Here is a 21,422-nt window from a genome sequence, read left to right on the forward strand (position 1 = left end):
ACTCGAACCTCGCCGCGGCGCTACGCGAAGCGCCGTAAAATGCACGCCCGACCGCAAGCATCCCAATGTCCATGTCCCGCTTCCAGTACGTCCTCTTCGACCTCGACGGCACCCTGATCGACTCCGCCCCCGCGATCCTCGCGAGCTACCGCCAGGCGTTCGCTGCCGCGGGACGCGCGCCGGCCGTGACGATAGACGAGTCCATCGTCGGGCCGCCGCTGATCGAGACGCTGCACATCCTCGCCGGGACGAAAGATCCGCAGGTCATCGACGAGCTCGCCGGCCACTTCAAGGCGAGCTACGACACGACGGGCTATCGGGAAACTGCGGCCTATGCGGGCGTCGGCGACATGCTCGAACGCCTCGCCACCAGCGGGCGCACGCTCGCGATCGCGACCAACAAGCGCCTGCATCCGACCCGCCTGATCCTGGATCACCTCGGCTGGAGCGGCTACTTCAAGACGGTGTATGCGCTGGATCTCTTCGAGCCGCGCCTGCCGAGCAAGGCGGCGATGATCGCGCGCCTGATGGCCGACCACGACATTCCCGAGCACGTGTCGGTGTACGTCGGCGACCGTAGCGAGGACGGGGAATCGGCCGACGCGAACCGCCTGCCCTTCTTCGCCGCGACCTGGGGCTACGGCAGCCTGGTGCCCGAGGAAATGGCCACCCACTGGCGGGCCTTTGCGAGCCCGGCGACGCTGACAGAGGCGCTGCTAGACGACTGAAACGACGGCGCCCGCTTCAGGGGCGCAGGTCGGCAGGAACGTCGATATCGGCGAGGATGCCCGGATCGTCGCAGTCGATGCGGCGCAACTGCTCCTTGTATGCGCCGATCACGCGCCGTGCGCCTTCGTCGCCCTGCAGCGCGAGCAATTCGTCCTTCAGCGGCGCTGCGAATCCGACCGGATGGCCGCGCTGCCCGTCGACGAACGGTGCGGCGAGCAGAGCGCCATTGGCGATCGCCGACGCGACCGCAGCCATCGTGCCCTGACGGATATAGGGCATGTCGCCCAGCGCGATGATCCAGCCGGCGGCACCGGACGTCGCACGAATCCCGCAGGCAAGCGTCGCCGCCATGCCCTGCTCGGCGTCGGGACACAGGACGCACGGAATTCCCGCCCCGTCGAAGTGCCCGCGCAGGAGTGCATCGTCCGGGCGCACCACCGCAAGTACGTCGCCCAGCGCATCCCGCAGGTTAACTGCGCTGCGCACCGCGACAGGCGTTCCGTCGGCGATCGGATGACACAGCTTGTTGCTGCCGAAGCGCGAGCCCTGCCCCGCTGCGAGCAGGATACCGACGATGCCGCGGGACGATGTCGGACGGTCTTCCATTTCCCCACCTCCACGCGAACACGATTGCCGGGCCACAGCTTACCTGATGCGTATTGCCCACGAGTGCTGCCTGCCCTGACGGTGTCCGGGCCGTAGGGCGGGAGGAGCCGGAGGCGTATCCCGCCATACGCACGCCGGACATGATGACACGCCGTTGTGGCGGGATGCGCTGCGCTCCTCCCGCCCTACGGGATCGTGCGCGTTCGCCCCTGCCTCAGCCCGGAATGCGCTCGATCACCAGCGCGATGCCGTGGCCGACGCCGATGCACAGGCTGACCACCGCGTAGCGGCCGTTGCGCCGCTCCAGCTCGCGCGCGGCCGACAGCGCGATGCGCGCACCCGACGCACCGAGCGGGTGGCCGATCGCGATCGCGCCGCCGTTGGGGTTCACGCGCGGATCGTCGAACGCCACACCCATCAGCTTCAGGCAGCTCAGCACCTGCGGCGCGAAGGCCTCGTTGATCTCGATGACGTCCATGTCCTTGAGCGTGAGCCCGGCGCGCGCGAGCGCCTTCGGGATCGCATAGGCGGGACCGACGCCCATGATGCGCGGCTCGACGCCCGCCACTGCACCCGCGAGGATGCGCGCCATCGGCTTCGCGCCGGCCTTCTCGCCCGCTGCCTTGCTGCCGATCAGTAGCGCCGCCGCACCGTCATTGATGCCGGAGGCGTTGCCGGCGGTGACAACGCCGTTCGGGAACAGGGACTTGAGCTTCGCCAGCGACTCGTAGGTCGACTCTGCGCGCGGATGCTCGTCATCGGCGACGACCAGCGGCGGGGTCTTGCGGCCGGTCGCCACCGAGATCGGCAGGATCTCCCCTGCGTAGAAGCCCGCTTCCTTCGCGGCCGCGTACTTCGCCTGCGACGCAGCAGCGAAGCGGTCCGAATCCTCACGCGAGATGCCGAATTCCGCGGCGACGTTGTCGCCCGTCTCCGGCATGCTGTCATTGCCGTACTGCTCGACGATCTTCGGGTTCGGGAAGCGCGCGCCGATGGTCGTGTCGAACACTTTGAAGTCGCGGCTGTAGGCCGATTCGGCCTTCGCGACGACGAAGGGCGCGCGGCTCATGCTCTCGACGCCGCCGGCGACGTACAGCTCGCCCTCGCCCGCGGTGATCGCACGCGCGGTGTCCAGCACCGCGGCCAAGCCGCTGCCGCACAGGCGGTTCACCGTCTGGCCGGCGATGTTGGTCGGCAGGCCCGCGAGCAGTGCCGCGTGGCGTGCGACGTTGCGCGAATCCTCGCCGGCCTGCGCGGCGCAGCCGAGGACCACGTCCTCGATGTCCGCTGCAGCGAACGGCGAGTGCGCGACGACTTCGCGGATCACGGTGGCGACGAGGTCGTCGGGACGGACCGGGGCGAGCGAGCCGGCGTGGCGGCCGATGGGGGAACGCAGACCGGCGTAGATGTAGGCGTCGAGCATGGAATCTCCTTTGGTAACGGGTATGGTTGTCAGTTGTCGGGCGTCAGCAGCGACACGCCCAGGCGCGCGCGGCGGGTGAGCCAGGGGCTCGGGCGATAGCGCGGATCGCGGTAGAACTCGTGCATGCCGTCGAGGATCGCGAGGATCGTCGAGGCACCCAGCGAATCGCCGAGCGCGAGCGGCCCCTTCGGATAGCCGAGGCCCAGGCGCACGGCCGAATCGATGTCTTCCGGCGTCGCGATGCGCTGCTGTGCGATGTCGCAGCCGATGTTGACGATCGCCGCGACGACGCGCTGCGCGACGAGGCCCGCGCTGTCGCGCACCACCGACACGGACTTGCCGCCGGCAGCGAGCGCCGCCCACGCAGCATCGCGCGATTCGGCTGCGGTCAGCGGCGTGGTCATCAGGGTCAGGTGCTTTTCAACGAACAGCGGATCGAGCGCCAGCGTGCGCTTCGGATCCAGCCCCTCGGCCAGCGCGCAGGTGGTCGCATCGGTGCCGACCGGCAGCACGATGCACACCGAACCCTCTGCGGGACGTTCGCCGCGGTCGAGCGCGACGCCCTGCGACTCCAGCGCCGCGACGACGCGCGCGTGCAGGTCGGCGTCACGCCGGCTCACCCACAGGGGCTGCGGCGCGACGGCCGGCACGGAGGGCATGGCGACCGGCTCGGCGCTGCCGTCCTTGTACACGTAGAAGCCCTGTCCGCTCTTGCGCCCGAGCAGCCCGCCGGCGAGCCGCTGGCGCGTGATCGGGGACGGGCGGTAGCGCGGCTCCTGGTAATACTGGTCGTAGATCGACTCCATGACCGGATGCGACACGTCCAGCCCGGTGAGGTCGAGCAGCTCGCACGGCCCCATGCGGAAGCCGACCGATTCCTTGAGGATTCGGTCCAGCGTCGCGAAGTCCGTGATGCCTTCGCCAAGCACGCGCAGCGACTCGGTGAGGTAGCCGCGTCCGGCGTGGTTGACGATGAAGCCCGGGGTGTCGGCGGCGCGCACCGGGGTGTGGCCCATGCGGCGAGCCAGCGCGGTCAGCGCATCGCCCGCCGCGCGGTCGCCACGCACGCCGTCGATGACCTCGACGACCTTCATCAGCGGCACGGGGCTGAAGAAGTGGAAGCCCACGACCCGCTCGGGGCGGCGGCAGCCGGCGGCGATCGAGGTCACCGACAGCGACGACGTGTTGGTCGCCAGCACGCAGCTGTCCGCCACCACCTCTTCGAGATCGCGGAACAGGGTGCGCTTGGCGTCGAGGTTCTCGACGATCGCCTCGACGACGACGTCGCAGCCGGCAAGCTCGGCGAGGCTCGCCGCCACCGTCATTCGCTCGGTCGCCGCGCGCGCGGCAGCGACGTCCATCTTGCCCTTCTCGGCGAGCTTGGCGAGCATGCCGCCCACCGCATCGCACGCTTCCGCGGCCGCACCCGCGCGGGTGTCGAAGAGCCGCACCGCCACGCCCGCCTGCACGGCGATCTGGGCGATCCCGCGGCCCATCAGGCCCGTGCCGACGACGCCCAGCGTCAGGTCATTACGCATTGCATCGAACATCTCTCAAACCCCCTCGAAACCGGCCGGACGCTTGTCGAAGAAGGCCTGCATGCCTTCCTTCTGGTCACGGCTCGCGAACAGCAACTGGAACGCCTTGCGCTCGAGCATCAGCGCCGCGTCGAGCGAGGCGTCCTGGCCGGCGAGCAGCACTTCCTTGATCTGGGTGATCGCGAGCGGCGGCAGCGCGGCGATCTGCGTCGCCAGCTCCATCGCGCGCGACTGCACCTCGGCGTCCGGCACGACCTCGCTCGCGAGGCCCATCTCGCCCGCCTCGCGCCCGCTCACCGGCTGCCCGCTCAGCACCATCTTCATCGCCTTGAACTTGCCCACCGCACGCGCCAGGCGCTGCGTGCCGCCGGCGCCGGGCATGATCCCGACCTTCACTTCCGGTTGGCAGAACGACGAACCCTCGCCCGCGACGATGATGTCGGCGTGCATGGCGAGCTCGCAGCCGCCGCCCCATGCGAAGCCATTCACCGCGGCGATTACCGGTTTCGGGCAGCTCGCGATCGCGCCCCACAGGCGATGGGTGTTGCGCAGCATGATCTCGATCGCGCCCGCCTCGGCCATTTCGCGCAGGTCGGCGCCAGCGGCAAAGTACTTGTCACCGCCTGTCAGGACGATGGCGCGCACTTCGGGGTCGCGGCCGAGCGCGGTGAAGTGCTCGGCCAGCTGCATGCGCACCTGCTGGTTCAGCGCGTTGCGGGCCTCGGGCCGGTTGAGCCGCACCACCGCGACCTGCGGATTCGGCCGTTCGACGACTACTGCATCCATCTCGCTCTCTCCTTGGGTCCGCACTGCGAACCGCTTTTCTGTCTAATTTGGAAAATGCACGATACTGCTTTTCCGCCGAGGGATAAACCCCTAGAATCGAATAAACGGGGCAATATAATGCCTTTCAGGCCTGACCCGGCGCGTAAGGCCGGGAAGATCGCACCGGGGCTGCCCCCCACCCCACGAGCCCGCTCTGCGGGCGAACAAGGAGCTTCGATGAGCACACCCCGAGTATTCGCGATCGACGGCGTCGTGCCGGTCGTCGACCCGACCGCCTACGTCCATCCCACTGCCGTACTGATCGGCGACGTGATCGTCGGCCCCGGCTGCTACGTCGGCCCCTGTGCCAGCCTGCGCGGCGACTTCGGCCGCCTGATCCTGCAGGCCGGCGTCAACGTGCAGGACACCTGCGTGATCCACAGCTTCCCCGAGCACGATACGGTGGTTGAAGAGAACGGCCACATCGGCCACGGCGCCGTGCTGCATTGCTGCACGATCAAGCGCAATGCGCTGGTCGGCATGAACGCCGTGGTGATGGACAACGCCGTGATCGGAGAGAACACCTTCGTCGCGGCGTGCAGCTTCGTGAAGGCGGGGATGGACGTGCCGGCCAACTCGCTGGTGGCCGGCGTGCCGGCCAAGGTCGTGCGCGCGCTCACCGAGCAGGAAATGGCGTGGAAGGTGCGCGGGACGGGCATCTACCAGAACCTTGCCGTGCGCTGCCTCGCGACGATGGAAGAGACCGACGCGCTGACGGCGGTCGAGTCGGGACGCAAGCGCATCGTGATGCCCGAGATCGTGCCGCTGAGCGAGCAAAAGAAGCGTAGCTGAGGAAAAAATCCGGCTCGACGCGAAGGCGTCGAGCCGGCCAGAACTCCGGCGAGTTTGGGAGAAGGGAGCAGGACGAACTGCACCGGAGGCGGGACGCTCAGCTCGAGCGCCCCACGGAAAAACCTCAGTGTTCTGCAACGGCCGCCTCGCCGTGCATGACAACGAATTCCGACAAGGGCGCGCGCTCGGTCACGAGCGCGTTCTCGGGTGCGTCGGGATCGCCGTAACCGAGCGCCATGCCGCACACAAGCTGCTCGTGCTCGCCGAAGCCGAGTACATCGGAAATGAGCCGGTGGTACGGCGTCCAGGCCGCCTGCGCGCAGGTGGAAAGACCGCGCGCCTCGGCTGCCAGCATCACGTTCTGCAGGAACATGCCGTAGTCGATCCAGCTGCCCTGCCCCAAGCGACGGTCAATGGTGAAGATCAAGCCGACCGGCGCATCGAAGAAGCGGAAGTTGCGCCGCGTCTGCACGCGCATCCGTTCGCGGTCGCTCTTCTCGATGCCGAGCCGGGCGTAGAGTCCCCAGCCGCTGCGGCGCCGCCTGCCCAGATACGGCTCGAAGAACTCGTTCGGGTAATAGGCATACTCCGGCGCATGGCTGTCGCTGCCCTCGTCGAAGGCGGCGCAGACGGCGTTCACCAAGGACTCGAGCTTCGCGCCGGCCACGACGTGCACCCGCCACGGCTGGATATTGTTGCCAGACGGCGCGCGCGCGGCGATCCGCAGCACATCCTCGATCGTGCCCGTATCGACGGTGACCGGCAGGAAGGCGCGTATCGAACGGCGACGCGAGATCAGCCAGTCGAGCGCTGCCTCGTCGCCGCCGAAGGACACGACGGGATCCTCACGCACGCGCGCGTTCATTCGCCTGCAGCCCGGATCATGTTGCGGGCGATCACGAGCTGCTGGATCTGGCTCGTGCCCTCGAAGATGCGGAACAGACGCACGTCGCGGTAGAAGCGCTCGATGCCGTATTCCGCAAGATAACCCGCGCCGCCGAAGATCTGCACGGCACGGTCGGCGACGCGGCAGCACATTTCCGAAGCGAAGAGCTTGGCGCACGCGGCTTCCGTGCCGACGTCCAGACCGTCGTCGCGACGGCGTGCGGCATCCAGCACCATGTTGCGCCCGGCATAGATCTCGGCCTTGCTGTCGGCCAGCATCGCCTGGATCAGCTGGAATTCGGCGATCTGCTTGCCGAACTGCTTGCGCTCGAGCGCATAGCGCAGCGCGTCGTCGAGCATGCGCTCGGCCACACCCACGCACACCGCGGCAATGTTGATGCGCCCCTTGTCGAGCACCTTCATCGCGGTCTTGAAACCGACTTCCTCGCGCCCGCCGATCAGGTTCGTTGCCGGCACGCGGCAGTCCTCGAAGATCACGTCGCAGATGTGCGCGCCCTTCTGGCCCATCTTCTTGTCGATGGGGCCGAGCGACAGGCCCGGCGTGCCCTGCTCGACGATGAAGGCCGAAATTCCATGCGCCCCTTTGGCGTCCGGATTCGTGCGCGCCATCACCGTGAAGATGCCGGCTTCGGGTGCGTTGGTGATGTAACGCTTCGTGCCGTTCAGCACGTAATGGTCACCGTCGCGGCGCGCGCTGGTGCGCAGGCTGCCGGCGTCGGAACCGCTGTCGGGTTCGGTGAGCGCGAAGGCGCCGATGATCTCGCCGGTCGCGAGCTTGGGCAGGTAATAGCTTTTCTGCTCGGGCGTGCCGTCGATGACGATACCCTGCGCGCCGATGCCGTTGTTGGTGGCGAAGAGGGAGCGGAAACACGGCGAGGTGCGACCGATCTCGAAGGTCGCGAGGACCTCCTCTTCCATCGTCAGCCCCATGCCGCCGAATTCCTCGGGAATCGACAGCCCGAACAGGCCGAGTTCCTTCATCTCGTCAACCAGCTCCGCGGGGATCTGGTCGGTCTCGGCGACGTGCGCCTCCTGCGGCACGAGGCGCTCGCGCACGAAGCGCGAAATCGTGTCGAGAAGAATGTTGAGTGTCTCCTGGTCGCGGATCATGTCGTGTTCCCTCTCCGGGTGTTGATGCAATGTTGTATAGGTGCCGATCGGGCGACGGTCGGACGTAGGGCGGGAGGAGCGCAGCGCATCCCGCCAACCGATCGTCGGGATGTCGCCACGCCGCTATGGCGGGATACGCTCACGCTTCTCCCGCCCTACGGCGGGCCGTGCAATACCGGCTTACTTCTGGTGCTTGCGGAACTCGGGCTTGCGCTTCTCGCGGAAGGCATTGCCGCCTTCGGCCGACTCGGCCGTCTCGTAGTAGAGCTTGAGCGCGTGCATCGCCAGGCCGCCCATGCCGCGGATCATTTCCGTATCGACGTTGAACGACTTCTTCGCCAGCGCGATTGCGGTCGGGCTCTTCTCGACGATCTCGTCGCACCACTTCTTCACTTCGGCGTCGAGCTGGTCGTGCGGCACGACGGCATTGACGAGGCCCATCGCGAGCGCTTCCTGCGCGTTGTAGCGGCGGCACAGGTACCAGATCTCGCGCGCCTTCTTCTCGCCGACCACACGCGCCAGCAGCGCGGTGCCGAAGCCGGGGTCGACCGAGCCGACGCGCGGACCGGCCTGGCCGAGTTGGGCCTTGTCGGAGGCGATCGCGAGGTCGCAGATCGTCACGAGCACGTTGCCGCCGCCGATCGCAAAGCCGTTCACGCGAGCGATCACGGGCTTGGAGATGTCGCGGATGGCGCTCTGCACTTCCTCGATCGGCAGGCCGATCACGCCGCGGCCACCGTAGCCGCCGTCCTGCGTACCCTGGTCACCGCCGGTGCAGAAGGCCTTGTCGCCGGCGCCGGTCAGGACGACCACGCCGATGCTGCGGTCGTAATCCGCATCCTTGAGCGCGTGGATCATCTCCTCGCAGGTCTGGGCGCGGAAGGCGTTGTACTGGGCGGGGCGGTTGATCGTAACGGTCGCGATGCCGTCCTGCTTGGTGTAGAGAATGTCCTGGTATTCCATGTTCTGCTCCTTGTCGTTGTCGTGAATTGGGTGCTTAACCGGCCATCGTCAGGCCGCCCGACACGCTGATCACCTGACCGGTGATGAACGCGGCGTCGTCGCTGGCGAGGAAGGTCACGGCACCAGCCAGGTCGCCCGGCTGGCCGAGACGGCCGAAGGGCACGGCGCGGGTGAAGGCGGTACGGAGCTTCTCGCCGCGCTCGCCTTCGCCGCAGATGTCATCCAGCAGCGGGGTGTCGGTCGGGCCGGGGCACACGACGTTGATGTTGATCTGCTGACGGGCGACTTCGCGGGCCAGCGTCTTCGAGAACGAGATCAGGCCGCCCTTGCAGAACGAGTACACCGCCTCGCCGGACGAGCCGACACGGCCGGCGTCGGACGCGACGTTGATGACACGGCCGCGGCCGCGCTCGCGCATGCCCTTGACGACCGCGTGATGCATGTACAGAGCGCCGTACAGGTTGATCGCCACGATCTTGTCCCACAGCGGCTTCTCGGTATCGAGGAAGTTGCCGACCTTGTCCCAGCCGGCGTTATTCACCAGCACGTCGATCGGGCCGAGTTCAGCTTCGGCGGCCGTTACGGCCGAGATCACCGAATCCTGGCTCGTCAGATCGACCGCATAGGCACGCGCCTTGCCGCCGGCGGACTGGATTTCCGCTACAACGGCTTCGGCCGCTTCGCGGTTGATGTCGAACACCGCGACGCTCGCACGCTCCTCGCCGAAGCGGCGGCAGATTGCGGAACCGATGCCACCGGCACCACCCGTCACGATCACGACCTTGCCTTCAAGACCTCTCATTTTGCTTCCTCCTGTTGGGTAACCATCAATCAGGCCCGTTGCGTTCGGGCCATGCTTTGCGCTTCAATGGGCGCCGTTCGAAACCAACCCGGCGCCCCGATGAAAGACCTTTCCGCTGCCAAGGACCTCGCCACAATGGAGATCAGCAACCGGCTGTTCTTCCGTTTCTTCCAGGCCACTAACACGCTGCACACCAAGGGCACGCAGGCCCTCGACGAATTCGGCGTGACGACGCAGCAGTGGTCCGTGCTCGGCGCCCTGTCCCGCCCGAAGGTCAAGGAAGGCATGGGCGTCGGCGAGCTGTCGCGCTTCCTCCTCGTCAGCCGCCAGAACCTGTCCGGCATCCTCACGCGCCTTGAGCGCGACGGCCTGATCGAGCGCGTCACCAGCACCGAAGACCGCCGCTCGCGCAAGGTGAGGCTCAGCGCAAAGGGCGAGGAACTGTGGGTCAAGCTCGCCGACCCCATCCACGCGTTCTACGACGAGGCGCTGAAGGGTTTCTCGTTCGACGACCGCCTGCAGTTCATCCATTACGTGAGCCTCTTGCAGCGAAACATGGCCAGGCTTTAGATCTCGTGCGCTGCGAGCTTTTGGCGGCCGATGATCATCTTCATGATGTTCGCGGTGCCGTCGCCGATCTGCAGACCCATCACGTCGCGATACCGCTGACCGAAGTCGTAGTCGCTCGCATAGCCGCCGTGGCCATGCGTCAGCAGGCACTGGTGAATGATTTCGCACGCCAGCTTGGGCGCCCACCATTTGCACATCGCGGCTTCCGCCGTGTGCTCGAGGCCCTGATCCTTCAGCCACAGCGTCTTCAGGCATAGCGCGCGGCATGCCTCGTACATCGTCTCCGCTTCGGCGAGCGGGAAAGTCACGCCCTGGAATTCGCCGATCTTCTTGCCGAAGGCCTCGCGTTCCTGCACGTAGCGCCAGGTCTCGTCGAGCGAGGCACGCACCACGCCCATGCACTGGATGCCGATGAGCGCGCGGCTGTAGTCGAAGCCCTGCATCACCTGAACGAAACCCTTGCCCTCGTCGCCGAGCATCATTTCGGCCGGCACACGCACGTCGTCGAAGAAGATCGAGCCGCGGCCCACCGGGCGGGTGCCGATGTCGTCGAAAGCCGTGCGGGTGATGCCCGGCAGATCCATCGGCACCAGGAAGGCGCTGATGCCGCGAGCACGATCGGCTTCGCTGCCGGTGCGGGCGAACACGACCGCCACATCCGCCTGCGTCGCCATCGAGATCGAGGTCTTCTCGCCGTTGAGCACCCACGCGTCACCGTCACGCGTCGCCTTCAGCTTCAGGCGCGCTGCGTCGGAGCCGGCGCTGGGTTCGGTCAGCGCGATCGCGATCGACTTCTTGCCGGCGATGACCTGGCCCAGCCACTCCTTGGCGATGTCCGGCTGCGCGTAGTTCGCGACGATCTGGCCGCACAGCGAGGTGAGCAGATTCACGTAGGAGACGTTGAAGTCGCCATACGAGATCTGCTCCAGCAGCAGGCCGCTGGTCAGGCAGTCGACCCCCATGCCGCCATGCTCCTCGGGCAGCTCCGGTCCGAGGAAGCCCAGCTCGCCCATTTCGCGGATCACTTCGCGCTCGATGCGTTCGGCCTTTTCGCGTGCTTTGTAGCCGGGAGCGAGACGCTCGCGGGAGAAACGGCTTGCGGTGTCGACGAGCGCTTGCTGCTCGGGACTGAGACTGAAATCCATCGCTGCTCCTCCTGTGTAGGTTGAGCGCATTCTAGGGAGCATCGAACTTATCTGTCAATACATTGCTATTTCTTTTTTTAACCGGCCAAAACTGGGTTCATCACCAACCAACACCAAAAAGGCCCGCCGCCCTTTCTGCACAGATTTTTACAGCGAACCACAAGCCAGCACAGCCAGCCACGCATACCCGCCGTTGCGACAATCTATTGACTTACTTCTGCAAAGATAATAGCTTTGCGTCGCCATCGGCGAAGGCCGGGGGCCAACATCAACGAGCGAGACGTGCCCAGGTAAACCGGGCGCAACAGGCATTGCCGAACCGCATTTCCACGCCGACGCGTCGCCGTCGTCGCTGCGACCGAAGCGCTGCCGTCTCGCAAGACGACATTCAGGGTTGTGCGGGCCACGCCCCCGCCACGAGAGGAGAGATAACGATGAATTTCGACCCGGTGCTGATCGCCGACCGCATGACTTCAATGAAGGCCGCGGGCCTGTGGCGCAACGAGACGATCGACGTGCATTTCCAGCGTGCGCTGGAGAACTGCCCCGACAAGCTGGCCGTAGTGGCATACCGCGACGGCCAAGCCGAAGCGGCCCGTCTCAGCTATCGCGAACTGGATCGACGCGTCGACCTGATCGCCCGCAATCTCGTCGCACTGGGCGTGGGCCGCAGCGACGTCGTCAGCTTCCAGCTGCCCAACCGCTGGGAATTCGTCGCGCTTTCCCTCGCCTGCGCCCGAATCGGTGCCGCTGCGAACCCCGTGATGCCGATCTTCCGTCAGCATGAACTCACCTACATGCTGAACTTCGCCGAGACCAAGGTCTTCATCGTGCCGAGCGTGTTCCGCAAGTTCGACCACGCGGCGATGGCACGCGAACTACAGCCCAAACTGCCCCATCTGAAGCAGGTCGTCGTCGTGGACGGCGACGGGGAAGACAGCTTCGACCGCGTGCTGATGCGCGACGACACGCCGCCCCTTGCCGGCCTTGGCCTCGGACCCGACGACGTGTCGCTCCTCATGTACACGTCTGGCACAACGGGCGAGCCCAAGGGCGTGATGCACACGTCCAACACGCTCTTCTCGAACCTGCATGCGTACATCGCGACGATGGAGCTGGGCTCCTCGGACGTCGTCCTCGGCGCTTCGCCGATGGCTCACCTCACCGGCTACGGCTACCTCGCGATGCTGCCGCTGATCCTGAACTCGACGACCGTGCTGCAGGAGATCTGGGATCCCGCGCGCGCACTCGAGATCGTCCGTGACGAGGGCGTGACCTTCAGCATGGCCTCGACCGCCTTCATCTCCGACCTGTGCGCGGCGGTCGAAGCGGGCGCCCCGGTCTCGCCGCAATTCACCAAGTTCAACTGCGCCGGTGCACCCATCCCGCCGGTCGTCGTCCAGCGCGCCTGGGAGCTGATGGGGCTGCGCGTGTGCTCGGCCTGGGGCATGACCGAATGCGGCGCCGTCACGATCACCGAACCCGTCCGTGCGCTTGAGAAGTCTGGCGTCTCGGACGGCCGCGCCCTTCCGGGCATCGAGGTCCGCATCATTGACGCGAACGGCGACGAGGTACGCACCGGCGAGACGGGGGAACTGCTGATCCGCGGCTCGTCGCTGTTCGCCGGGTATCTCAAGCGTCCCCAGCTAAACAGCGTCGACGCGAACGGCTGGTTCGACACCGGTGACCTCGCCTTCCAGGACGGCGAGGGCTACATCCGCATCAACGGCCGCAGCAAGGACATCGTGATCCGCGGCGGCGAGAACATCCCGGTCATCGAGATCGAGAACCTGCTCTACCGGCACCCGTCCATCACCACGGTTGCGGTCGTCGGCTACCCGGATCGCCGTCTGGGCGAGCGCGTGTGTGCCTTCGTCTCGCTGAAACCCGGGTGCACGCTGACTTTCGAGGACCTCACGGCCTATCTCGACAAGCAGCAGGTCGCCAAGCAGTACTACCCGGAGCGCCTCGAGATCGTCGAAGACCTGCCCCGCACGCCGGCCGGCAAGCTGCAGAAATTCAAGCTGCGCGAGACCGCCAAGTCCTTCGGCAACGACAAGTGATGGCGACGGGAGACGACACGATGATCTCGGTGATCCTCACTGAAACGCGCGGCAAGGTCGGCCTTATCCGCATCAACCGCCCGGAAGTCTTCAACGCGCTCAACGATGACGTGATGACCGGGATCGGCCAGGCGCTCGACCGCTTCGAAGCGGATCCCGCCATCGCTTGCGTCGTGGTGACGGGCTCCGAGAAGGCCTTCGCCGCCGGTGCGGACATCGCCGCGATGCGCACGATGGACTACATGGACGCGTACAAGTCCGACTTCATCACGCGCAACTGGGAGCGTCTCAAGACCTTCCGCAAGCCGACCATCGCCGCCGTCTCGGGCGTCGCGCTGGGCGGCGGATGCGAGCTCGCGATGATGTGCGACATCGTCTTCGCCGCTGAAAATGCCCGCTTCGGGCAGCCGGAGATCAAGATCGGCACGATCCCCGGTGCAGGCGGAACGCAGCGCCTGCCGCGCGCCGTGGGCAAGACCAAGGCGATGGACCTGTGCCTGACCGGTCGCCTGATGGACGCGCAGGAAGCGGAGCGCAGCGGCCTGGTCGCGCGCATCTACCCGCCCGAGAGCGTGCTCGACGAGGCGCTCGCAGCAGCCGCGAAGATCGCCGAGTTCTCGCTGCCCGTCCTCATGATGATGAAGGAAACGGTGAATCGTGCCTTCGAAGGCCCGCTCAACGAGGGCCTGCTGTTCGAGCGCCGCACGCTGCACGCGACCTTCGGGCTGGCGGACCAGAAGGAAGGGATGAGCGCCTTCGTCGACAAGCGGCCGCCCCGCTTCGCCGATCGCTGAGCCTGTCGTTACAACCTGCGGCTGCCGTTGGTTTCCAGCGGCAGCTGCAGGTCCGGCACCGCGGCGGCGCGGTTCATGCACGTGCGATAGCGCATATTTACCCGGTCCGCGAACCACCCAGTGGTGATCTTGCTCGTGATCTTCGGACTCTTCAGGCGGATCTGCGGCATCGCCTCGCGTGGCACCGTCCGCCCGGCCGCCTCATCGGCGAGCGCGAAGACGCGCTGATACAGTTTCGTCCGCCCGAAAGACTCCGCCTTCTCCTGACGCAGCGCGGCCTCGATCTCCACCTCGTTCAGACGCAGCCTGCGCGAAACCTTCAGCGCGGCCCGCTGCGTGGAACTAGCGACCTCGCTCGGACGACCATCTTCGTAGCGCAATAGGTCACCATCGGGCACCAAGGCCTGCCCCGCCAGTTTGCCCAAGGCCAGCTGGAAGGCCGCATTGCGGCTCGCGTAGTGCCCTGCGTTGAAATCCGCGAAGCGGTAGAGCGGACTGCGGTACGGCGCCGGGTAATCGAGAAGATGCGCGATGCCGAAATAGACGCCGCCGCGGCGCGAAAACACCGCCTCGCGCACCTTGCCGTTCGTCGCACCCGAGTAGGGTTTGTCGCGCGCATGCGTCTCAGCGAACGCGACACTCACCTGCATCGGACCGCCGGTACGCACCGGGTTGTATCCGCTCAACAACAGCTTGCCGCCGGGCACCTCGTCGATGATGTCGCCGTATAGGATGCTCATCTGGCGCTCGGTCTTCAGCGCGTTGATACGCTGGCGGTAAGTTTTCCCGTCGCGCGACGGCTGCGACAGCGCGGCATCCAGCGCCATCTTCGGAATCAGGTAGCGGTTGCGGCGTGTCTCGATCTCGCGCCATACGATGCGCGACAGGCCCGGCACCACCGGATCTGCCTGGAAGCTCGATTCCTGCTCGATGACCGCGATCGACGCGCAGAAGTTTTCTGCGCTTGGCGCGAGGCGCAGCGCCATGAAGGCCGCAACGATGTCCGCCGCCCACTCGTCGCGCTCACGCATCACACCGGGAGGAAGCAGCGCATATACAAACCTGCGAGCGTCCTGTTCCTGCACCCGCGGCGGGAATCCCGGCACGAATCGCCCGTCTGCCGGCGCCGGCGGCATTGCGCCCTGCGGCGGTGGCGCGGACGGGAGGGCGTCGGCCGTTCGCGTTTCAACCGGCGCGGGCGCCTGGACGGCTGGCGATGGGGGAACGGCCGCGCAGCCGCCGAGAACTGCGGCGAGGAAGGAAAGGACGGGAACGAGTCGGAGAATGTGCTGCGTATTCATCTGGCGATACATGAGGGAAACAGGCCGCGCCATTCGGCGGATTCCGGATGCGACGGCACGCAGGGACCGCCGGCTCTCGCCGGGGCGCTCCGCGCGGAGCGCAACAGTATCAGATTGCGCACCCCGGATTCGCGCGATTTTATTCGCCTCGCACCGGTCTCCGTGGGTTGCCCCCGGCATGCGGTGGTGGGGTCGAATCTGCGCGAGCGCATCGCTGCAGCCCCATCCCGCAGCGCTGCGGCCCGCATGGGTCTAACATATCGATCTGGCCGCAGGGCGCCATCTCGATCACGCGCGGCCCTCGGTTCCTACCAACCCAACGGAGAGATGCTCATGAGGATTGCAGTGATGGGAGCCGGCGCGGTCGGCTGCTACTACGGCGGCATGCTCGCGCGCGCCGGGCACGAGGTCGCCCTGGTCGGGCGCCCGGTGCATGTGGACGCGATGACACGCGACGGACTCCTCCTCGAGACGCGCGACTTCCGGGAGCACGTACCGGTACGGGCAAGCGCCAGCGCCTCGGCCGTCCACGGGGCGCAGCTCGTGCTGTGCTGCGTGAAATCGACCGACACCGCGAACGCGGCGACCGAAATGGCGCCGCACCTCGCCCCCGAGGCGATCGTGCTGAGCCTGCAGAACGGCGTCGACAACGCCGAACGGCTGCAGGCGCTGCTGGGCCGCGAGGTGGGCGCCGCGGTGGTCTACGTGGCGACCGAAATGGCAGGCCCCGGCCATGTCAAACACCACGGCCGCGGCGAACTCGTGATCGGCCCGTCCGACGCATCCGGGCGCCTGGTTGAGCTATTTGGTGACGCTGGCGTGCCGGTGCAGGTTTCGGACAATGTCGTCGGCGCGCTGTGGGCCAAGCTGATCCTTAACTGCGCGTACAACGCGCTGTCGGCAATCACGCAACTGCCATACGGCCGCCTCGTCGCCGGGGAAAGCATCGAGGACGTCATGCGCGACGTGGTGCAGGAATGCCTGGATCTCGCGTGGGCCGAACGCATCACGGTTCCGGGCGACAGCTGGGAAGCGGTGCAGAAGATCGCGAAGACGATGCCGACGCAGTTCTCATCCACGGCGCAGGATCTCGGGCGCGGCAAGCGCAGCGAGATCGACCACCTTAACGGTTACGTGCTGCGGAGAGGGCAGGCGCTGGGGGTCGCGACCCCGGTCAACCGCGTGCTGTACAGCGTTGTGAAGCTGCTCGAAGAGCGGAACGCCGATAAAGCCTCCGCCGGCTGACGAGCCCCCGGGGCCGCGCGATCACCGGCCCTTGCCGCCTCCGGCGGACGGACGCCGGCGGCCGTCATCCCTGCGCGCCTTGCCGCGACCCCTGCCCCCCGAATCCCGTCGCCGGCCGTGCTGACGCGCGAGCATCTCGTCGACCGTCTCCGACATACTGCGTGCGAGCGCGACGGCCACCTCCGCGTCGGGGTAATAGTCCGACAGGCGATAGCCCAGCCACGCGTACGCAGAGTACTTCTTGCAGGTATCCTCGGCCGCCTGCAGCGCGTAGCGCCCGGTACCCACCGGCTCGATCGTGAGGTGCGACGTGCGCTCCTTCGACAATGCACGCGCCCATTCCTGCCACGCCTGATTGAGCGATTCGACGCGCGTCGACACCGGCACGAGCGATAGCGTGAAGCGATGTTCCAGCGACAGCGGCAGCGCGTCCAGCCAGCGCGCGCGTTCGATCTGCTCGGTCATGTCGCCCGGCAGGAAAAAATCGTCGGTGAGGTCGATGTTGCGCGAGAAGAGTTCGAGCAGGCGCGCGAGCGAGCGCTCGCCGGTCGCAGCCGAAATGCTCTTCAGGTGGTGCAGCGAGGGCGTCACGTAAAAGCCCCGGCTCGACAACGGCTCGGCAGCGGTACGCATCAGGCGGCCGACGATACTGTGCGTATGGTCGTCGAAGCCGGCGACGAGGCCCGCCTCGTGCAGCCCGAAGCGCCCTGCCCGCCCGGCGATCTGGTGTGTGAGCCAGGGCGGCAGGATGTCCTCGGAGATACCGTCGAACTTCTTCGCGGTGGAGAACACGACCCGCGCCACCGGCAGGTTGAGCCCCATGCCGATCGCGTCGGTCGCGACGACGATGTCGGCCTCGCCGTCGCGGAAGCGCTGCGCCTGCGCGCGGCGCACCTCCGGCGAGAGGTTGCCGTAGATCGTCGCGACGCGGAATCCGGCCTCTGCGATGTTGGTGGCCCAGTTCAGCACGTCGCGGCGCGAGAATGCGATCACCGCGTCGCCGCGGCGCAGTTGCCCGATATTGCCCACCGCACGCGGCGCCATCTCCAGTGGCGACTTGCGTTCGAGCGTGCGCACCTCCAGCGCGCAGCCGAGACGCTCGGCGAGCGCTTCCACCGCCGGGCGCGCCGACAGCGCGCCGAGCAGGAACACCGTCTTCGCTGCGGCTCCGCACACCGCAGCGGTCCACGCGGAGCCGCGGTCGAGATCCTCGAGCATCTGGATCTCGTCAATCACCGCGACCTCGACCGGGCGCGAAGTGTCGAGCATCTCGATGGTGCTCGCGACGTGGGTCGCGCCGGGGGTGATGCGCCGCTCCTCGCCGGTCACGAGGCTCACCGCCACGCCGCGGTCGGCGAGGCGCTCGTAGTTTTCCAGCGCCAGCAGGCGCAGCGGCGCGAGATACACACCGCTCGCCGCCTGCGCCAGCGCCTCCATCGCCTGGTGCGTCTTGCCCGAATTCGTCGGCCCGAGGATCGCGACGAAGCGGCGCCGCATCATGAACGCCGTCTCGAAGGATTCCGGATAGCGCGCCAGCTTGACCGTATCGCGCGCAGCCTCGGCCAGCGTTTCCGTCCGGCGGCGCACGGCCGCCTCGGCGAGCCGGTCCTCGACGATGCGGAAGCGCCGGCTCGCCAGCTCTTTGCCGGTTTCCAGCGCACTCAGGAAGCGCGCGCCGTCCAGCCCTTCGGCCTGTGCTCGTTTCAGCACACCGGTGACGAAGGCGCGCACGTCGGCCTCGAACTCGGCCACCGATGCCATGTGCAGGCGTTCGCGCACCAGCCCGAGGTGCTTCTCCTCGGGCAGCTTGCGCCACTTCTGCACGCGCGCCAGCACACAGCGCTCCGGCACCAGCCGGTAGGGGTAGCGCCGTCCGCCGACCTCTACCGCGCCAGCCACCTCGATCGCGACCGCCCCCTCGTTGTGCACGAGGCGCGCGTTGAAGCTCTGCAGCCAGAGATGAAGTTCGCGCGCGACGTCGAGCAGCGCGTCGTCGCTCTCGGCATCGTCCTCCGCAGGCACGACGGCCTCCGGATCGGTGAAGAAGTTCTCTTCCAATTAATGCGTTCCGAACAACAAAACGTGGAGGGTCTCATGCATCGCCCACATAGGGATACCCCGTCGATCGATCACGCGCGAATCGGCACCCGCGTCCGGCAGGAAGGCATGAAAAGCCCATTCAAAAATCCCTGCACGAGATGAATCGCATCCAATTAATTCACTTTACGTGATCTTCTCTCAGCGCTAACCTGCCGCCGATACCGATCCAACCCCGCCGGAAGCCCCAAATGCCCTACGTAAACATCAAGATCACCCGCGAAGGCGCCACACCCGACCAGAAGGCCGAACTGATCAGCGGCGTCACACGCTTGCTGCAGGACGTCCTCGGCAAGAATCCCCAGACCACCGTCGTGGTCATCGACGAGGTCGACACGGACAACTGGGGAATCGGCGGCGAGACAGTGACCGTCCGCCGCAAGCGCGGGCAATAGGACACGGTCGCCTCGCCATGTGACGCGACCGCCCGGCGCAACGACTCAGCTGCGTTCGGGAAGCGGACGCATCACCAGACCGTAGCGTCCCCGCGTCACCGGCATCGCGAAATCGAAACGATCGACCAGCGCACACAACTCCAGGTCGGCCAACGGCAGCGCCGGGTCCGTGCCAGCGACGAAGCGCCGACCGAAGTCGGAGTCGCGCACGCGCCGCGCCAGCGCTTCGCGGTCGATCGATTCATCCTGAAGGCCGGCCGCGAGGTAATCCGCGCACGCGATGTCCTCGTCGCCATCGCGATCGATCCATTCGCCGGTCGTGATCAGCGCAACCCGTTTTGGTGCAACCGCACGCAGCGCACGCAAGGTCGCGCCGGCACACACGAGGCTCGCCGCAAACAGCCGCGGTGCGCTGCGAAAGCGCAGCAACGCCTGTACGCCCGCCGCCGTCGACAGGATCACCGGCCGTCCGGCGAGCTTCAGGTCGTGCACCCGCGAGGGCGAGTTCCCGAGGTCGAAACCGGGCATCGGGCGCCCACCGGGCAAGGCTCCGACCGTCAGCGCATCCGGCAACCGAGCGAGCAGCAGCTCGGCCTCGGCGGCCGTCCCGACCGGATGGATCTCCGATGCGCCCGCCGCGAAGGCGTACGCGGCCGTCGAAAAGGAACGGAGCACGTCGATCGCGACGACGGCATCGAAGTCGTGGGATTCCTGCACGAGGCGGTTCAGGGCGACGCGAAAGATCTGCATCGGCCGATCATACGACAAGGGGGCACAGCACGCGTATCGGGGCTGCGTACGTCCGGCTGCGCCGTCGTCCCTGCGGTCGCCTGGCATCAGCCACGATATGCTTGAATCACGCAGCGCCCTGAACGATTGCCTGCGCGGCTGTCCAACAGGCCCCCCCTACAACTGCAATCCGGCAGCCTCACGCATGAGCAAACTGACGATCCGCATCTCCGACGGCGCTGCCGACATTCCTCGCGAAGCGTGGACCGCCCTATGCGCTCCGGGACACCCCTTCCTGAACGGCGACTTCCTGCGCATCGTCGAGGAACACGGTGTCGCCGTGCCCGATGCCGGCTGGCAGCCCCTGCACCTCGTGGCGAGCGAAAACGGCAAGATCGTCGGCCTGCTCCCGCTCTACCTGAAGGGTCACTCGCACGGCGACTTCATCTATGACTGGAGCTGGAAAGCGGTGTGGGAGCGCTTCGGCCACCGCTATTACCCGCGCCTGGTGTCCGGCTTGCCCTACACGCCGGTTGCCGGGCCGCGACTCCTGATCGCGCCGGTGGCCAGCGACCGTGCAGCGGTGTGCGACGCGCTGATCACGGCCGCGCAGGGCATCGTCGCCGGCAACGGGTTTTCGACGTGGCACGTCGCGCTGGCCTCTGCCGCGGACATCGAGGCCGTCGCGGCGAGAGGTCTGCTCGTGAGCCACGACGTGCAATATCAATGGTTCGACCACGGATTCGGCGATTTCGACGGCTTCCTGCAATCCTTCGCGGCCGAAAAACGGCGGAAAGTGCGCGCCGAGCGGCGACGGGCCGCCGAATCGGGGCTACGCATCACCGTGCGGCACGGCAACGAAATCGGCAGGGACGAATGGCCCGCCCTGCACGCGATCTACAAGTCGACTTTCGACCGCTTCGGCAATTACGCCGCCTTCAGCCCGGAATGCTTCGCCGAACTCGCGACGACGCTGGGTGATCGCATGGTCGTCTTCACGGCCAGCGACGGCGACGAGACGGTCGCGCTGTCGCTGTGCTTTCGCAGCGACGACACTCTATTCGGCCGCTACTGGGGCGCACGACGCCAGGTCGACAGCCTGCACTTCGAACTGTGCTTCTATCGCGGCATCGACTACTGCCTGCGCCACGGCCTGACCCGCTTCGAACCGGGCGCCGGCGGCGAACACAAGATCGCCCGCGGCTTCACGCCGCAGATCGTCCGCTCGGCGCACTGGATCCCCGATCCGGAAATACGACGCGTGATCGCACCGCATCTCGAACGCCAGAAGCTGGGCATTGCCGCCTATCATGATGACGCAAGCAGTCATCTCCCGTTTCGCAAACCGGAAACTGGCGCCGCATGACACCGCTCGCCTTACTTGCAAGA

The 21,422-nt window shown here is 66.8% G+C and carries 20 protein-coding genes; 8 read left to right on the plus strand and 12 right to left on the minus strand.

Going from position 1 to position 21,422, the window contains the following annotated elements; genetic code table 11:
* Window positions 1-71 precede the first annotated feature (71 nt).
* A complete protein-coding gene (locus tag AzCIB_RS09565; protein ID WP_050418309.1) occupies window positions 72-728 on the plus strand; it encodes an HAD family hydrolase in 657 nt (218 codons plus the stop codon).
* Window positions 729-744: 16 nt separating this feature from the next.
* On the opposite strand, the gene AzCIB_RS09570 is transcribed toward AzCIB_RS09565, so the two are convergent.
* The 4 genes from AzCIB_RS09570 to AzCIB_RS09585 form a co-directional block, all read right to left on the minus strand.
* Window positions 745-1,335: a nucleotidyltransferase family protein gene (locus AzCIB_RS09570; protein WP_050415685.1), complete on the minus strand. Its 591-nt coding sequence runs from the start codon at window positions 1,333-1,335 to the stop codon at window positions 745-747.
* A 214-nt stretch (window positions 1,336-1,549) separates the two neighbouring features.
* Window positions 1,550-2,758 (minus strand): 3-oxoadipyl-CoA thiolase, encoded by a 1,209-nt coding sequence (locus AzCIB_RS09575; protein ID WP_050415686.1) that lies wholly within the window; start codon window positions 2,756-2,758, stop codon window positions 1,550-1,552.
* Window positions 2,759-2,787: 29 nt separating this feature from the next.
* Window positions 2,788-4,308: a 3-hydroxyacyl-CoA dehydrogenase gene (locus tag AzCIB_RS09580; protein ID WP_050415687.1), complete on the minus strand. Its 1,521-nt coding sequence runs from the start codon at window positions 4,306-4,308 to the stop codon at window positions 2,788-2,790.
* A 3-nt stretch (window positions 4,309-4,311) separates the two neighbouring features.
* Window positions 4,312-5,082, minus strand: coding sequence for an enoyl-CoA hydratase (locus tag AzCIB_RS09585; protein ID WP_050415688.1), 771 nt, complete (start codon window positions 5,080-5,082; stop codon window positions 4,312-4,314).
* A gap of 216 nt (window positions 5,083-5,298) precedes the next feature.
* On the opposite strand from AzCIB_RS09585, the gene AzCIB_RS09590 reads away from it, so the two are divergent.
* Complete coding sequence (locus AzCIB_RS09590; RefSeq protein ID WP_050415689.1) at window positions 5,299-5,913, plus strand: transferase hexapeptide repeat family protein; 615 nt, start codon at window positions 5,299-5,301, stop codon at window positions 5,911-5,913.
* Between the two features lie 124 nt (window positions 5,914-6,037).
* Here the strand turns inward: AzCIB_RS09590 and AzCIB_RS09595 are convergent, their stop codons facing one another.
* From AzCIB_RS09595 to badH, 4 genes are all read right to left on the minus strand, one after another.
* Window positions 6,038-6,778, minus strand: a complete 741-nt coding sequence (locus AzCIB_RS09595; RefSeq protein ID WP_050415690.1) for a nitroreductase — start codon at window positions 6,776-6,778, stop codon at window positions 6,038-6,040.
* Window positions 6,775-7,929, minus strand: coding sequence for an acyl-CoA dehydrogenase family protein (locus AzCIB_RS09600; protein WP_050415691.1), 1,155 nt, complete (start codon window positions 7,927-7,929; stop codon window positions 6,775-6,777). The genes AzCIB_RS09595 and AzCIB_RS09600 overlap by 4 nt, the downstream gene beginning before the upstream one ends.
* A 180-nt stretch (window positions 7,930-8,109) precedes the next feature.
* Window positions 8,110-8,892 (minus strand): 2-ketocyclohexanecarboxyl-CoA hydrolase, encoded by a 783-nt coding sequence (gene badI / locus AzCIB_RS09605; RefSeq protein ID WP_050415692.1) that lies wholly within the window; start codon window positions 8,890-8,892, stop codon window positions 8,110-8,112.
* A gap of 34 nt (window positions 8,893-8,926) precedes the next feature.
* Window positions 8,927-9,694: a 2-hydroxycyclohexanecarboxyl-CoA dehydrogenase gene (badH, locus tag AzCIB_RS09610; protein ID WP_050415693.1), complete on the minus strand. Its 768-nt coding sequence runs from the start codon at window positions 9,692-9,694 to the stop codon at window positions 8,927-8,929.
* A gap of 99 nt (window positions 9,695-9,793) precedes the next feature.
* Here badH and AzCIB_RS09615 point away from each other — a divergent pair, with 99 nt between their 5' ends.
* Window positions 9,794-10,264, plus strand: coding sequence for a MarR family winged helix-turn-helix transcriptional regulator (locus tag AzCIB_RS09615; RefSeq protein ID WP_050415694.1), 471 nt, complete (start codon window positions 9,794-9,796; stop codon window positions 10,262-10,264).
* Here the strand turns inward: AzCIB_RS09615 and aliB are convergent.
* Window positions 10,261-11,409 (minus strand): cyclohexanecarboxyl-CoA dehydrogenase, encoded by a 1,149-nt coding sequence (aliB, locus tag AzCIB_RS09620; RefSeq protein ID WP_050415695.1) that lies wholly within the window; start codon window positions 11,407-11,409, stop codon window positions 10,261-10,263. The genes AzCIB_RS09615 and aliB overlap by 4 nt on opposite strands.
* 434 nt (window positions 11,410-11,843) lie before the next feature.
* On the opposite strand from aliB, the gene aliA reads away from it, so the two are divergent.
* Window positions 11,844-13,472, plus strand: coding sequence for a cyclohexanecarboxylate-CoA ligase (gene aliA / locus AzCIB_RS09625; RefSeq protein WP_050415696.1), 1,629 nt, complete (start codon window positions 11,844-11,846; stop codon window positions 13,470-13,472).
* Window positions 13,472-14,266, plus strand: coding sequence for an enoyl-CoA hydratase (locus AzCIB_RS09630; RefSeq protein WP_157058477.1), 795 nt, complete (start codon window positions 13,472-13,474; stop codon window positions 14,264-14,266). The genes aliA and AzCIB_RS09630 overlap by 1 nt, the downstream gene beginning before the upstream one ends.
* 8 nt (window positions 14,267-14,274) lie before the next feature.
* Here AzCIB_RS09630 and AzCIB_RS09635 read toward each other — a convergent pair whose 3' ends face one another.
* Window positions 14,275-15,297, minus strand: coding sequence for a DUF1615 domain-containing protein (locus tag AzCIB_RS09635; RefSeq protein ID WP_232299404.1), 1,023 nt, complete (start codon window positions 15,295-15,297; stop codon window positions 14,275-14,277).
* A gap of 603 nt (window positions 15,298-15,900) precedes the next feature.
* Between AzCIB_RS09635 and AzCIB_RS09640 the strand changes: the two genes are divergently transcribed.
* A complete protein-coding gene (locus AzCIB_RS09640; protein ID WP_050415698.1) occupies window positions 15,901-16,812 on the plus strand; it encodes a ketopantoate reductase family protein in 912 nt (303 codons plus the stop codon).
* 21 nt (window positions 16,813-16,833) lie between these two features.
* Here AzCIB_RS09640 and AzCIB_RS09645 read toward each other — a convergent pair whose 3' ends face one another.
* Window positions 16,834-18,870, minus strand: coding sequence for a helicase-related protein (locus AzCIB_RS09645; protein ID WP_083446947.1), 2,037 nt, complete (start codon window positions 18,868-18,870; stop codon window positions 16,834-16,836).
* Window positions 18,871-19,100: 230 nt separating this feature from the next.
* On the opposite strand from AzCIB_RS09645, the gene AzCIB_RS09650 reads away from it, so the two are divergent.
* Entirely contained in the window at window positions 19,101-19,304 is a 204-nt protein-coding gene (locus AzCIB_RS09650; protein ID WP_050415699.1) for a tautomerase family protein, read from the plus strand.
* A 45-nt stretch (window positions 19,305-19,349) separates the two neighbouring features.
* Here the strand turns inward: AzCIB_RS09650 and AzCIB_RS09655 are convergent, their stop codons facing one another.
* Window positions 19,350-20,054: a 2-phosphosulfolactate phosphatase gene (locus AzCIB_RS09655; protein WP_050415700.1), complete on the minus strand. Its 705-nt coding sequence runs from the start codon at window positions 20,052-20,054 to the stop codon at window positions 19,350-19,352.
* 184 nt (window positions 20,055-20,238) lie between these two features.
* Here AzCIB_RS09655 and AzCIB_RS09660 point away from each other — a divergent pair, with 184 nt between their 5' ends.
* Entirely contained in the window at window positions 20,239-21,399 is a 1,161-nt protein-coding gene (locus AzCIB_RS09660) for a GNAT family N-acetyltransferase (RefSeq protein WP_050415701.1), read from the plus strand.
* Window positions 21,400-21,422: the final 23 nt, after the last annotated feature.

It is taken from the genome of Azoarcus sp. CIB (assembly GCF_001190925.1).
In the GTDB taxonomy this organism is placed as follows: domain Bacteria; phylum Pseudomonadota; class Gammaproteobacteria; order Burkholderiales; family Rhodocyclaceae; genus Aromatoleum.

Coding starts and splice junctions, on each gene's coding strand:
- AzCIB_RS09655 (WP_050415700.1), bottom strand. CDS start 20,054: ATGCAGATCTTTCGCGTCGCCCTGAACCGCCTCGTGCAGGAATCCCAC.
- AzCIB_RS09570 (WP_050415685.1), bottom strand. CDS start 1,335: ATGGAAGACCGTCCGACATCGTCCCGCGGCATCGTCGGTATCCTGCTC.
- badI (WP_050415692.1), bottom strand. CDS start 8,892: ATGGAATACCAGGACATTCTCTACACCAAGCAGGACGGCATCGCGACC.
- AzCIB_RS09615 (WP_050415694.1), top strand. CDS start 9,794: ATGAAAGACCTTTCCGCTGCCAAGGACCTCGCCACAATGGAGATCAGC.
- AzCIB_RS09650 (WP_050415699.1), top strand. CDS start 19,101: ATGCCCTACGTAAACATCAAGATCACCCGCGAAGGCGCCACACCCGAC.
- AzCIB_RS09585 (WP_050415688.1), bottom strand. CDS start 5,082: ATGGATGCAGTAGTCGTCGAACGGCCGAATCCGCAGGTCGCGGTGGTG.
- AzCIB_RS09565 (WP_050418309.1), top strand. CDS start 72: ATGTCCCGCTTCCAGTACGTCCTCTTCGACCTCGACGGCACCCTGATC.
- aliA (WP_050415696.1), top strand. CDS start 11,844: ATGAATTTCGACCCGGTGCTGATCGCCGACCGCATGACTTCAATGAAG.
- aliB (WP_050415695.1), bottom strand. CDS start 11,409: ATGGATTTCAGTCTCAGTCCCGAGCAGCAAGCGCTCGTCGACACCGCA.
- AzCIB_RS09580 (WP_050415687.1), bottom strand. CDS start 4,308: ATGTTCGATGCAATGCGTAATGACCTGACGCTGGGCGTCGTCGGCACG.
- AzCIB_RS09640 (WP_050415698.1), top strand. CDS start 15,901: ATGAGGATTGCAGTGATGGGAGCCGGCGCGGTCGGCTGCTACTACGGC.
- AzCIB_RS09590 (WP_050415689.1), top strand. CDS start 5,299: ATGAGCACACCCCGAGTATTCGCGATCGACGGCGTCGTGCCGGTCGTC.
- badH (WP_050415693.1), bottom strand. CDS start 9,694: ATGAGAGGTCTTGAAGGCAAGGTCGTGATCGTGACGGGTGGTGCCGGT.
- AzCIB_RS09630 (WP_157058477.1), top strand. CDS start 13,472: ATGGCGACGGGAGACGACACGATGATCTCGGTGATCCTCACTGAAACG.
- AzCIB_RS09635 (WP_232299404.1), bottom strand. CDS start 15,297: ATGCGTGAGCGCGACGAGTGGGCGGCGGACATCGTTGCGGCCTTCATG.
- AzCIB_RS09575 (WP_050415686.1), bottom strand. CDS start 2,758: ATGCTCGACGCCTACATCTACGCCGGTCTGCGTTCCCCCATCGGCCGC.
- AzCIB_RS09595 (WP_050415690.1), bottom strand. CDS start 6,778: ATGAACGCGCGCGTGCGTGAGGATCCCGTCGTGTCCTTCGGCGGCGAC.
- AzCIB_RS09600 (WP_050415691.1), bottom strand. CDS start 7,929: ATGATCCGCGACCAGGAGACACTCAACATTCTTCTCGACACGATTTCG.
- AzCIB_RS09660 (WP_050415701.1), top strand. CDS start 20,239: ATGAGCAAACTGACGATCCGCATCTCCGACGGCGCTGCCGACATTCCT.